9 protein-coding genes are annotated in these 12,730 nt (G+C 46.2%); 4 read left to right on the top strand and 5 right to left on the bottom strand.

Annotated features, from left to right (window positions below):
- Positions 1-6: 6 nt before the first annotated feature.
- Positions 7-1,302: an MGH1-like glycoside hydrolase domain-containing protein gene (locus FX988_RS11105; protein ID WP_160179861.1), complete on the bottom strand. Its 1,296-nt coding sequence runs from the start codon at positions 1,300-1,302 to the stop codon at positions 7-9.
- A gap of 190 nt (positions 1,303-1,492) precedes the next feature.
- On the opposite strand from FX988_RS11105, the gene FX988_RS11100 reads away from it, so the two are divergent.
- The 4 genes from FX988_RS11100 (at position 1,493) to FX988_RS11085 (ending at position 8,251) form a co-directional block, all read left to right on the top strand.
- Positions 1,493-3,940, top strand: a complete 2,448-nt coding sequence (locus tag FX988_RS11100) for a TonB-dependent receptor (RefSeq protein ID WP_160179859.1) — start codon at positions 1,493-1,495, stop codon at positions 3,938-3,940.
- 152 nt (positions 3,941-4,092) lie between these two features.
- The gene (locus tag FX988_RS11095) at positions 4,093-5,673 is read left to right on the top strand and encodes a sodium:solute symporter (RefSeq protein WP_160179857.1); all 1,581 of its coding nucleotides are present in this window, start codon (positions 4,093-4,095) and stop codon (positions 5,671-5,673) included.
- Between the two features lie 9 nt (positions 5,674-5,682).
- Positions 5,683-6,921: a glycerate kinase gene (locus FX988_RS11090; RefSeq protein ID WP_160179855.1), complete on the top strand. Its 1,239-nt coding sequence runs from the start codon at positions 5,683-5,685 to the stop codon at positions 6,919-6,921.
- A gap of 172 nt (positions 6,922-7,093) precedes the next feature.
- Complete coding sequence (locus FX988_RS11085) at positions 7,094-8,251, top strand: ROK family transcriptional regulator (RefSeq protein ID WP_160179853.1); 1,158 nt, start codon at positions 7,094-7,096, stop codon at positions 8,249-8,251.
- 182 nt (positions 8,252-8,433) lie between these two features.
- Here the strand turns inward: FX988_RS11085 and FX988_RS11080 are convergent, their stop codons facing one another.
- From FX988_RS11080 to FX988_RS11065, 4 genes are read right to left on the bottom strand one after another with little or no spacing between them, the layout of a single operon-like run.
- Positions 8,434-9,453 (bottom strand): MBL fold metallo-hydrolase, encoded by a 1,020-nt coding sequence (locus FX988_RS11080; RefSeq protein ID WP_160179852.1) that lies wholly within the window; start codon positions 9,451-9,453, stop codon positions 8,434-8,436.
- 1 nt (position 9,454) lies between these two features.
- Entirely contained in the window at positions 9,455-10,636 is a 1,182-nt protein-coding gene (locus FX988_RS11075) for a heme biosynthesis HemY N-terminal domain-containing protein (RefSeq protein ID WP_160179850.1), read from the bottom strand.
- The gene (locus tag FX988_RS11070; RefSeq protein ID WP_160179848.1) at positions 10,633-12,006 is read right to left on the bottom strand and encodes a uroporphyrinogen-III C-methyltransferase; all 1,374 of its coding nucleotides are present in this window, start codon (positions 12,004-12,006) and stop codon (positions 10,633-10,635) included. The genes FX988_RS11075 and FX988_RS11070 overlap by 4 nt, the downstream gene beginning before the upstream one ends.
- On the bottom strand, positions 12,007-12,729 hold the full coding sequence (locus FX988_RS11065; RefSeq protein ID WP_160179847.1) for a uroporphyrinogen-III synthase: 723 nt from the start codon (positions 12,727-12,729) through the stop codon (positions 12,007-12,009).
- Position 12,730 lies beyond the last annotated feature (1 nt).

The following is a 12,730-nucleotide window of genomic DNA, read 5'->3' as shown; positions in this document are numbered from 1 at the left end:
TTGCCCTTACAGTAACCAATGCAACGCGATAGCGGCTGTCCAAGAGAAGTCTTTACCACCACAACCTTCGCCCGTTTCAGGATTGAAGTATTCGTAGTAGCCTGATAAATCGACTAAAGCGCGGCAGTCGTTGCGCAGTTTATCAGCCGTTTCTTGGAAGCCTTCAGCTTCAAAGCCCAGTGCGATCATCCAGTTGATATGCAACCAGATAGGTCCGCGCCAGTAACGCTGTGGTTCGTAGCGACTTTCTTCAGGGTGAGTTGACGCCATGCAAAACTTGCTGGCTTCGTTCCATTGTTTAGCTTTGCTGTTCAAAATGTCTGTTTGCTTTTCATCAGCCAAGTTCGCAAATACTGTTAACATACCGGCCGAGGTGCGTACTTTACACAAGGTGTCGGTTAACACATTGCGGCAATAAAAATATTCAGCGTCAGGACACCACAAGGTGTTAATCGCACTTTCGGTGAGCGCAATACGCTGAGCGATAACATTTAAGCGCGCATCTTCAATACCTAAAGTTTCACCCAAAGCGAGTATATCTTTACTGCCTCTGTGCAGTATCGAGATGATACCCACGTCGTTTACCTTATAAGGGCACTCGTTGAAGATAATTTCACTGTCGAATTTATGCTTTTTGAAGAAGTCGACCAAGAAAAGGAAACGATCGTACTCACTTTTATGTGGGCGCTGAGCCGAGTTTACATGGCCTAAATCACGGCGCTCATATTCCCAATCCACGCAAGGTACATCATGTAGTGCTTCATCCCACGCTGGGCTGTTGTCCATGCCTGATTCCCACGGATGATAGCTTACAACTAAACCCGTCTTGAGTGGATCGCGCTCTTTATACCACCAAAGATGATAGTCAACTAAGCTTGAGAACAATGATTTTACCTTTTCAACAGCAAGGACTTTGTTGTCAGCGGTTTCCAACATGTCTTTCATCACGGTAGCGACCACGGGTGGCTGTGAAATAGAGGTGCTTTTTACCCGCTTATCTGAGCCCCAAATGTCAGGCCCTGGGAAGTAAGTGGTTGAATCTTGGTGGAATAATATATGTGGCACCATGCCGTTATCCCACTGGCCATCGAATAACACCTCTATTTCTTGCCAAGCACGCGGTTCGTCGAAATGCTTCCAGCCTAACGCTGTTATAGCGGAGTCCCAGTTCCATTGAAAAGGGTACAAGCCGTGAGTCGGCACTGTGTAACCGCCTAAATCATTGGCAACGAGTGTCTCTTGGGCTTTTTTGATTAACGCAGCAGTCTCTAAAGCATGTACTTGATTTGCATTGGTAGTCATAACGGGTGCTCTTTTTGGGATAAATGACGATAAATGAATCTTAAAGCACTCATAATGGGTTGTAAATGTTTTTTTCGTGTGTTTAAATCAATCTCGAAGTAACAAGTTAATAACATTAATTAAACGTTCGCTTCATTTAAGACGAACACACCATTGACATTGACCATCTTAAAAAGAGTGGGAGAACACCATGAAAATGACACCTATTGCCTGCGCGGTTTCGCTATTATTTGCTACCCCGTTATTTGCCCAAGAAGCAAATACAGATACACCCGACAACGATGAATTTGAAAACATTATTGTTACCGGTTCTAGCGTTGCTCGTACGGAAGCCGATACCCCAGCGAAAACCACGTTGATCGGTAAAGACCAAATCGCTAACACGGGTTTTTCGAGTCAAGCTGACATACTCATGAGTGTTCCCGGCATTAAAGTAGAAGGTGGTGGTGGTGAAGTCGCGACCAATGCATTTGTTCGTGGCTTACCCTCTGGTGGGCAGTTTCAGTTTACGCCCCTTAATTATGACGGCATGCCTGCTTTTCAATCTGGCATGACATCATCAGCGCAAGATGTTTACTATCGTCCTGACATTGGCATCGAAAGAGTCGAGTACGTTGGTGGTGGTGTGTCTAACTTATTTGGACCAGGTTCGGTGGCTGGCATCATTAACTATATTTCTCGCACGGGTAGCGACGATCCTGAAACTACAGTGCAAGTAGAAGTGGCCGAAGAAGGTCGTGTTAGAACTGACTTCTATAACAGTGGTGCGCTTTCCAGTGATGATAACCTTTATTACGCTATTTCCGGTTTCTACCGATACGATGAGGGCCCTTTAGATACAGGCCTAGAAACCAAAGGTTACCAACTCAGAGGTAACATTCGTAAAGAATTCGACGATGGCCATATTACATTTCATGGTCAAATGATCGACGATCAAGTTCAGTTTTTTCTGCCTTTACCTCTTGAAGGCGATAGCCGCGAGCGCTTGACCGGTAATGACGGAGAGACCGTTTACGTTGCACAAACCGTTGCAGCAGCAGACCTGAGCTATCAAACCGCTGACGGCGTTTATGAATCACCGATCCGCGACGGGGTGAAAACCGAAGGAGGCTCATTCGGCGTTGATTTTGAGAAAGACTTAACGGATAGCTGGCGTTTAGCGGGTAAAGCGAAAGTCGGCAGTTATGATCACCAGTTCAACTTGTTTTTGGACGGCGACGGTATTGCCAACACACCTGAGACTCAAGAAGGCTATGTGAACAACCTAGGTCGTACGGCGAACGGCGACGTATTAAGTGCACTAGGTACAGCGAATTACACCTGGTCTGAAACGGGCAATGCCCTTCCAGATGATTACGTATTGTTTGGTAACCGTTTACTGGATCGTCAGCGCGACGGGGATTTCTTCAGTACTGAGTTCAACTTAACCGGCGAGTTAGAAGCCGGTGGTTTTGACCACACGGTGAACATTGGTACCTTCTTCATCAATTCATCGCAAATGGATTACAACATTATTTCTAGCTATTTAGCGGACTTCAGCAATGGCGATAGCGCACGTTTGGTTGATTTGTCGTTCACCAATGATGCGGGGGAAACCGTTCAATACGCTAAAAATGGTGTTGTAGGGCCGGGTACAAGCTACACCAACAAAGATTTGACCAGCAAACGAATGGCATTTTATATCACTGACCAAATGGAAAATGACCAATGGGCGATTGATGTGGGTGCCCGTATTGAGCGTGCAGAAGGCACAACTAAGTCAGAAGGCAGCGAAGTGGTTGTGGTCAATGATGACCCCGCTTTAGCACCGAACTTACAAGTGAACACCACAGGTAACGGACGTTTCACCTATGGTGAAGTAGGAACTACAGAAGCGGCGTTCTCTGCAGCATTGTTGTACAAAATGGACGACCAAGACATTAACCTTTATGCCAATGCTTCAAGAGGGTATTTCTTCCCGCAAATCAGAAGTATCACGTTTAACGATAATGGCGAGCCACAAAGCTATGAGGGCGAAGATATCACCCTTGGTGCGATTGGTTTCAAATACTTCCCTGACGATTTGTATATAGACGCATCTTTGTTCTTGGCTAATTTGGATAATCGTCGCTCGGTGGATTTTGAAAATGACGGCTCTGGTGGTTTACTTGAAGTGGTTAAGCAGCAATCGACTGAAACCACGGGTGCCGAAATTATTACGCGCTGGAATATGACAGATGAAGTGATCCTTGAAGGTAATATTACCTATCAAGATGCTGAGTTTAGTGAAGGTGCGAACGTGGGTAAGCAGCCAAGAAGACAACCAGAGTTCTCGGGTAACCTTGCTGTGTCTTACAACAACGGGTTTATTGATGCGCGTTTAGGCTTGAGCTACTTCGGTGATGCTTATGCCAACGACGATAACTCGGTTGAGCTTGATAGCCACACCATTGCTACCTTAAGCGCGGGTTACTCCTTTGAGCTCGATAACGACCAGCAAATACGAGTGGGCGTTAGCGTGTGGAACTTATTCGACACTGACGGTATTACCGAAGGTTCGCCGCGCCAAGGCAACAGTCAGATATCCGGTGGAGACTTCTTCATTGGTCGCCCAGTGTTACCTCGCCGCGTCAGCTTAACCGCAAGATATGATTTCTAACATGAGTTTGTGTGTATGGGTGCCTGCTTGCACCATTTAGGTTGAATAGCTTGCCCACTGGAAAATATCCCAGTGGGCAACTATTCACCGTTCTTTTAATTTAGTAGCACCAGCGGTATGGTTTACGTTCGTGCAGACATGTGAATAAAATTATGAATACTCTAGATTTTTTAGTTGTTGCATTGTATTTGGTGGCTTTGTTAGTCATGGGATTTATGCTGCGAGAACAGACAAATAAAAGTGACTACTTTCTGGGTGGAAAAAGTCTAGGTTGGAAACCCTTGGCGTTGTCGGTCATGGCCACTCAGCTTTCTGCTATTAGTTTTATTTCTGCCCCCGCATTTGTGGGGTTACGTGAAGGTGGGGGAATGCAATGGCTGTCTTATGAATTAGGCGTGCCTTTAGCCATGATCCTGCTTCTGGCGACTATTTTACCCAAGCTTTATCGCGCTGGGATCGTCAGTATTTATGATTATTTAGAAATGCGTTTTGGCCGTTCAACCCGGGTGTTGATCAGTATCGTGTTTCAATTTAGCCGTGCGTTCGCGACCGGCATTATGATTTATGCCGTGTCCCTTATTCTGCAAGGCACCATGGGTATCGAAGCATGGCAAGCCATTTTACTCACAGGTGTAATTACCGTTTTATATTCGCTGCAAGGTGGCATGAAAGCCGTTGTTTACGGTGATGCCATTCAAATGGTGATCATTATTTTAGGCACGGTTGCGTGTATCGGCTACGGCTTATATTACCTAGGTGGAGTTGATGCATTTGTTGCCAACGTCGACACCGACCGTCTACAAGCGGTGAAATTCGACTCGTTTGGTTTTAGTGGTGACGGTTTTGGCTTCTGGCCAATGATCTTCGGTGGTGTGGTGCTTTACGCGTCGTATTATGGTTGTGACCAAACCCAAGCCCAGCGTGCTTTGTCAGCTAAAGATCCAGATAATTTGCGTTATATGATTTTAGCTAATGGCGTGATTCGCTTCCCTATTACTATTTTGTACTGCTTCTCAGGTTTGATTGTCGGCACCCTGGCTATGACTGAACCAAGCTTTATGGCAAAAATTCCAACGGATAATCCGGATTGGATGATGCCCATGTTCATTCTGAACTACTTACCCCATGGCTTAATCGGTTTATTGGTTGTGGCTATTTTGGCCGCTGCTATGTCTTCACTTAGCTCGGCAATTAACTCTTTGTCAGCGGTTACCATTGAGGATTACTGCCGTATTACCAACAAAGAACTAAGTCAGGGCGGTTATCTAAAATTGGCCAAATATATGGGCCTGGTGTGGGGTGCTATTACCCTGGTGTTATCACTGTATGCGGGCAATATTGCACCTACGATTATCGAAGCGATCAACAAAGTGGGGTCTTTGTTCTATGGCCCAATTCTAGCTGTGTTCTTATTGGCGGTACTGACGAAGAGCACGTCAGGGTTACATGTGAACATTGGCCTTATTAGTGGTGTGCTTTTCAACCTACTGATTTCGATTATTGCCCCTGAAATCTTCTGGTTCTGGTGGAACTTCATCGGCTTTGTAGTGGCCATTGTGATGGCACTAGTGATGAGTAAAATCAAGCCTTTCACTTATCAGTCAAGCGAGCAAGAAAATGCTTCAGGGCAAGTGGCTATGTCTATTTTAACCACCAAAGACATAGTGCTATTGCTTGGTATGTTCGCTGCCATGATTGCTTTTTGTTTATATATTCCTACCGCGTTTGTTTAAGGTTAAATAATGAAATATCACGCTTTTCTACTCGATTTATTTAACACAGCTGTTGCTGCCTGTAAGCCCAGCGCTTGCATGGCTGAGCAGCTAGGTAAACTTGATACCAGTAATGGCATTTGTGTGGTGGGGGCGGGTAAAGCCGCCGCCGAAATGGCCGCAGAAACTTATCGAGTGCTAGGGGACAAATGCTACGGTGCTGTTGTTACCCGTTATGGTTACGAAAGTGCCGGGGATACGGGCAAAATTGAAGTACTAACAGCAAATCACCCGACCCCAGACAACAACAGTTTGGTAGCGGGTAAAACCTTGCTTGATTTAGTGCGCGACACGCCTGCTACTACGCCAATCTTGTTTTTAATCTCTGGTGGTGGCTCGTCTTTGATGTGCCTACCCGTAGACGATGTTCCATTTAGCGATAAGCAAGCATTGAATCAGTTTTTGCTGCGAAGTGGTGCCAGCATTGATGAGATAAACACAGTGCGTAAGCAGCTGTCATTGGTCAAAGGCGGTAGACTTGCCGCTGCGGCAAAATCCAAACATGTCACTTTGATAATTTCAGATGTGGTGGGCGACAACGCCGCTGATATTGCCTCTGGCCCTACGATCGCTGACCCTTCTACCAAGGCGCAGGCGGCGACCATTTTACAAAAATACAACTGGACACCCGTTGGCAGTATCGCTAAATATTTAGCTAAACCAGAGGTTACGCCACCTTACTCTACACCGAGCGAGTATCACATTGTTGCCAATGCACAACACGCCATTGATGCCGCTATAAACGTAGCAGAGCAACAAGGTTGGCGCACTAACGTGCTGGGTTATGATATTCAAGGTGAAGCACGAGACGTCGCCAAAGTGCATGCGCAACACGCATTACAATGCAGAGCCAATGGGGAGCGAGTGATGCTGTTCTCCGGTGGTGAACTGACGGTTACAGTTGACAAAAAGTATGGTGATGGTGGTCCAAATCAAGAGTATTTGATGGCCTTAGCACTCGAGCTTAATGGCGTCGAGGGTATTTCTGCTATGGCGTGTGATACAGACGGAGTGGATGGCAGTAAAGATGTTGCTGGCGCCTATATCGATAGCACGACGTTAGACCGCGCAGCGGCTGCGGGTGTCAGTGCAACTGAGCTGTTGGCCTCGCACAACAGTCATCGGTTTTTTGCTGCCATTAATGATTTAGTGATAACTGGCCCGACTAACACCAACGTGAATGACTTTAGGGCGATAATCATCGAGTAGCGGAGTAAATAAAGGTTAATTAGCCACTAAGTGGCAGCAAGGCAAGTAAGGCTGCGGTATTTAGGCTTAGTTCTCTTTATGTCTGTGAATTAAAAGGTGTTTACAGGATAGACTCTTGTTCTTTTCAAGGCTTTGAAATAGGCTATAGCGATTTAAGGTAGATGTGTTTCAGATGTTTTCAATCGATAACAGTCAGTATTTACGCTCAGGCTTTACCCTAGGTAAGGGCAGTAAGCTATTTCAAGATATTGAGCGTGATATTATTAAGATTGTCTTTTGGGATAAGCGCGTCACTCAGAGTCAGCTAGTCGCTGCGACTAAAATTCCTCAACAAACGGTATCTCGGTTATTAAAAGGGCTAACTCAATCTCATGTGTTACGCCAAACCGATGAAATGATTCCTAATCCCAAAGGTAAGCCCGGTTTTGGCATTGAGCTAAACCCAAATTATGCTTACACCTTTGGGGTTTCTATTTTACTTGATGCGATTGGCGTGGCGGTGATGGACTTCGCCGGAAACGTTATTGCGACTAAGTTTAGTGAAATGGACGATATGAGTATTGCTCATGCGCTCGAAGCGACCGAAGCCTTAGTCAAGGCGCTAAGCGAAGAGTGTAAATTGGACGATACTCGCGTGCTCGGTATGGGAGTAGGCATTTCAGGCTTCTTCAGCTCAATGGACGGCAAGATGAACACGCACCACATGTTAGAAGAGTGGTCGCAAGTGGATATCGTCGACATTATCTCTAATCACTTTAAGTTGCCCACTTGGGTCGTGAACGACGGCACGGGTGCGGCTGCGGGTGAAGGTGTGGCAGGGGTAGGGCGTCAGTATAAAAACTTTGTTTACTTATTTGTGTCATCAGCGTTTGGCGGCGGCGTGGTGACGAACACAGAAGTGCTGCGCGGAACCTATGGTAACGCGGGTGAGCTAGGTGACATGCTGCCCTCGAAAATTTACGCCCACCCGAATCTGGAGTTATTAAAACGCATATTGAAGAAAAACGGCGTCAAATTTAGCTCGATTTATAACCTGCATGAAGAGTTCGACCCAGATTGGCCGGGTGTTGAAGAGTGGATTTTTAAAGTACAAGACTCTTTTGATTTAGTTGCTACATGCTGTTCTGCACTGCTGGATGCCGAAGCGATTATTCTAGGTGGGCATATTCCCAAAGAACTGGCCGAAATGGTCATTCCGCGTATCGATGTGTACGCTCAGTTTAGGCGCGGTGCAAAACGCCCTATGCCGAAAATTGTTGTGTCTGGTGTACAGAAGCACCCAGTTTCAATTGGCGCTGCAACCATTCCTCTTCGAGAGCTATGTTTGTAATCAGCGCACCACCACAAGTACGCATGTAACCTAATTTCCCCACATAAATAATAAGCACAAAAAAAGCGTATTGATTTATCAATACGCTTTTTTTGTAAAGCTTGTATATCAGCTGCTTAGCGCTAAATAGCGCGTTATAACGCTATTTATTAAGCTATTTGTGAACGCATTTGTGACGGTACTTAAAATTGAAACTTTTGGCCTTGCTGGGGAATAATAATGTTTACGCCCAAATCATTAGCCTCATTTAACTGCTTGGTAATTTTAGCTCTTGGGTCAACGTTCTTTGCTAGGGAGTATTTGATGTGGCTGATCACCACATTTAGGCCCTTAAGAGGTTGTTCGCCGCCTATTTTACCTGCAAAGCGACCTAGCTCACCCATAAGAAGTGCGGGCGTTAGGTGACCAAACAAAAGGTTATGTGGGCGCTCGTTTTCAAACGAGGTTTCGATAATCATCCCACGAAGGTTTTTGTGTTTTACCTGTTTGGCGAGATAAGTCCATATGGCATCTAACTTACCCTGCTTTTCCACTATATCTGGGCCGGTATCACCAAAATACACGAATATGTCATCGCCGTGTTCAATCACAAATGCGCTAGATTCCACAGGGTGGCTTAGGCTAAATGCCGTTACGCTCAGCTCTGTGTCGGCAATGGGGGTGGATGTACCGGGCAGCAAATCAACCACGTGGTATTTATTCAGCAAGGGGGGAATTCCACGATCGCTAAAATTGGCCCAAGCTTTACCATTAAAGTAGGTTTCGCCAATCATGGTGTTAACTGATGCTAGAGCATAAATACTTTTTTTGCTGTCCTCGGGCGAGGCCACTAGCATACCGTTAACGTGATCAAGATGAGCATGGCTGAGTAAATAGCCTTTAACATGTTGGCGTAATATTGTACCGGCTTTGCCCCACTTTTTATCTTCCTTAATGGTCAACTCACTAAAGGCACCTTGTTTAATGCTTTGGTTTATACCGTTGACCAAGGTACCGGCATCTAATGCAACATAGTTAGGTTCAGTGAGCGAGCGTAATAAAAACGCACTTAGATTGCCGTCTTGTATACCCCCGCTGTCGCCTAATACCACCACCTCAAAAGCTGGGGCCGTGCTGCTTGTTTGTGCTTGTAGGTGTGCACTACCGACAAAAAAAAGCGCTACGCATAGTAGCCACTTCGCCTTTGCTAGGACGTGTTTCATACTACTCCGCTTTACTTAGTACGTTGGGTTGGGCCAAGCTTTGCTTATACAATGCCAAGGCTTGCTGGTCGTCTTGTTGCGACTCTTTTATCTTCGCCAGTAACAATATGTCTTGCTGACGATTGCCTAGCTTAATCGCTTTGCTTAAGGCTTTTTCAGCCAAGTTTAAATCATTAGCGTGATAGGCCACTGTACCTAGAGTAGACAGCAATTCTACGTTCATATCGTCCACTTTTAGCCACTGCTCAAGCTGTTTTAGCGCTGTGGTGGGGTGCGATAAACGTAACGTTTTATAAAGTGGTAATAGCATAGGGTGAGGCTTGTTTTTATGATATTCGCCTAACGCTGCCTCGGCATCAATATGCATCCCTTGGTCAATCAGTTGCTTCACGTACGCGGCTTGTAAGGCTGGGTCACGGCGGGTTGATTTAGGTAATGCATGCCAGTTTTCTTTAAGCTGATTCGCCCCTTCTTTGCTCGCTATTTCGGCAAAGTTACCCGATGATGCCAGCTGCATATAGTGCTCATAATGCTCACCAAGTGCCTTCTTCCAAGCGGGTAAGCGATCTTTTAGTTCTTGCCATTTACCCGCTTGAACTAGTGCTTGCGCGCGCAAGGTCAAAACAGACTTTTGACGTTTTTGTTTGTCGCCTACATCGTCCAGTATTTCCAGCGCTTTCATGGGCTGTTGATTGTGCAAATGAGCGCGCACTAAACATAATTTAGCGGCGAACGCCGATTTAGGGTAAGACGTGGCTAAGCGCCAGTTTTCTTGGGCACCTTCGGGGTTTTGCAATTGCAGTTCTGCTTCGGCGGCGGCAAGTAGATTCAAACCATCGAAATCTTCTTGTTCAATGCTGGCCAGTTGTTTGCGCGCCTCCAAATAATCTTGTTCCGCAAGGGCAATCAAGCCATTGGTGAACGCGCGTTTCTTTTTGCGAGAACCCCAGTTGCCTAACCAGTTTTTTGAGCCTGAGATGATCAGAATGAGTTTTTTGACCAGCCAGGAAAAGAGCAGTAAGCCTACAATGACAAGAATGGTCATGATCGCCATGGAAAAGACGTTCATCTCCACTACGTAGCCAGCAAAGTCAATGAACACATAGCCTTTGTCGTCGAATATTAATGACCCGATCAATACAAGAATCAGTAAGGCCACAAACACCATTAAAATTCTTATCATGGTTGGCTAGCTCCATTGACGAATACGTTATCAATGCGCTGCTGAATAATGTCTTGCAGGGTAGGCGCAGATGAGAACTGACTTGGGTAAACACGCTCAATATCGGTTTCGTTCAGTTCATTTATACGCTGCTCGAATTGCTGCACTGAGCTATCATCAGTGGCGAAATTTTCAGCCAACGCGCTCAACGCGTTTTGTAGCGACCGCTGATAAAGCGCTACGTTTTCTTTTAACACGGCACTTTGGGCTTGTAGCAAAGACAATTTAAGCTGCTCGGTGGCTAGCCACTGTTGCTGGGCTGACATATAAGGCTGCACTTCAATTTCTTTCTTTTTATAACTGAAAAAGTCTTTGGTAAATGCTGCCCATGCTCGGGACAAGTTGGCTTTCCAGTCATCAACCGAGTCTGATACGTTTTCGTCACTTTGCGTTGCAATATCCGGACGTTCAAATGTGTTTAACGGCAGTTGATCAACCTTTGCCACCATTGCACTTATTTGTAACGCAATTGCGGATACAGATACAGGATTAACCTGAGCGAGCGTTTGAATATCATTGGCTAGTCGCTCACGAACGGGCAGCAAGCTGGGGTCGTCTAAATCTTGTAAGCGGCTATCGGCAGATTGTAACATGGCAATGGCGGTTTTTAGGTCATGCTCTAACCACAACTTGCGACCTGCCATACGTACCAAAAAGTCGGCTTCGGCCAATAACCAATCTGCTGGACGACGCCCAGCGATACTGCTCAGCATTTGCTTGTTCGCTAAAGATTGTTCGTTAGCGGCTTGGGCATCATCTCGTGCGCTTTGCAACGCTTGACCAAGGCTACGTAGCTGCGATTCAAGGCGGGCGCTTTGCTCTTTTACGTCATCAGTAATAGACAAATTCTGCTGTGCTTGGCGACGTAGACTATCTTGCTGCTCAAGTTGACTCGCTTGCTGGGTTTGCTTCTGTGCTTCCCACTGTGTCCAGCCCCAATACGCAGCTGCAGCGAGCAGAATTAAAATCAAGAAGTTAAGAATTGTGACTAGCCATAGCAAGCCAGTTTTCGCTGACTTTTGGCTGGGATCACTCTTTGCTTTTGCCACGGTTTGGGTGCCAGAGTTATCGCTTGTGCTTGTGGTTTTTTTCACGTTGTTATCGCTTTTCAAAGGAGCTGTAGAATTCTTTTTAGGATTTGTTGTGTTCGTTTCGGCCTTTGGCGGCGCAGGCGTTATAACGGGGCTAGTTTTGCTTGTTACCGCTTTATCCGCAGGTTGACTCTTTTCCTGAGCGGTCGCTTTTTGCAGCTCAACGCCCTTAGCTTTCTCTTGAGCTTGCTCTTTGGGCTTGTTTTCTGAAGCCTTGTTTGTATCTGATTGGTCTGCCATTTAATGCTCCAAATATTCCTTGGCACGGCGAATAAGTGCCTGATCGCTAGCGTCATCGCTGACAAATATAGTGTGTATACCGTGTTTAGCGGCAATTTGTTCAGTTCGTGGGCTCACTACAATCCAAGGTACAGACTGAAGCCACTTAGGATCGAACTGCTCAAAGGCCGTATCTATTAATTCACCACTGGTAGCAATGATGCATCGAATCTGCTTTGCTTGCCACTCTTGCGTGGCTTTTGGGGGAGCAATTTTTATCCGATGGTAAATATCTGCTAAGTAAACGGTTGCACCCCGCTGATTAAGATGACGGGCTAAATCTTGACGACCCCCTTCACCTTTTATAATAACCACCTTATGCCCATCAACCTTACTAAGTGGCGTTAGGCTTAACAAGCCTTCAGTGGTAGGAACGGGCGGTACTAATACTTGATAGCCCATGTCGCGCAGACCATGGGCTGTGCTGTTACCCACAGCGAAAATATGCACATGGCTTGGCAGCGAGATAGCCCGCTGTGCTAACAGTTCGCTGGCCACCGTACTGGTCACTATTATACTATCACCCGGCGCGAGTACAGCTAAGCTATCAGGTAAAGTGGCAAGCGCTGGTTCACTTGGCTGTGTGCTAATAAGCCCAACGCCTACGGCTGATATGTCTGCTTGTGAAAAACGTGCGACGCTGGTTGCGCACTTTTGCTCGGGGCGAAATATCAGCACCGTCATA

It is taken from the genome of Paraglaciecola mesophila (assembly GCF_009906955.1).
In the GTDB taxonomy this organism is placed as follows: Bacteria; Pseudomonadota; Gammaproteobacteria; order Enterobacterales; family Alteromonadaceae; genus Paraglaciecola; species Paraglaciecola mesophila_A.
The sequence above is the reverse complement of the archived record's forward strand: the minus strand, read 5'-3'. Positions and strand labels throughout refer to the sequence as shown.

Bases quoted from the DNA above. Each gene is read 5' to 3' on its own strand.
- FX988_RS11105 (WP_160179861.1), bottom strand. From the start codon at position 1,302: ATGACTACCAATGCAAATCAAGTACATGCTTTAGAGACTGCTGCGTTA.
- FX988_RS11100 (WP_160179859.1), top strand. From the start codon at position 1,493: ATGAAAATGACACCTATTGCCTGCGCGGTTTCGCTATTATTTGCTACC.
- FX988_RS11095 (WP_160179857.1), top strand. From the start codon at position 4,093: ATGAATACTCTAGATTTTTTAGTTGTTGCATTGTATTTGGTGGCTTTG.
- FX988_RS11090 (WP_160179855.1), top strand. From the start codon at position 5,683: ATGAAATATCACGCTTTTCTACTCGATTTATTTAACACAGCTGTTGCT.
- FX988_RS11085 (WP_160179853.1), top strand. From the start codon at position 7,094: ATGTTTTCAATCGATAACAGTCAGTATTTACGCTCAGGCTTTACCCTA.
- FX988_RS11080 (WP_160179852.1), bottom strand. From the start codon at position 9,453: ATGAAACACGTCCTAGCAAAGGCGAAGTGGCTACTATGCGTAGCGCTT.
- FX988_RS11075 (WP_160179850.1), bottom strand. From the start codon at position 10,636: ATGATAAGAATTTTAATGGTGTTTGTGGCCTTACTGATTCTTGTATTG.
- FX988_RS11070 (WP_160179848.1), bottom strand. From the start codon at position 12,006: ATGGCAGACCAATCAGATACAAACAAGGCTTCAGAAAACAAGCCCAAA.
- FX988_RS11065 (WP_160179847.1), bottom strand. From the start codon at position 12,729: ATGACGGTGCTGATATTTCGCCCCGAGCAAAAGTGCGCAACCAGCGTC.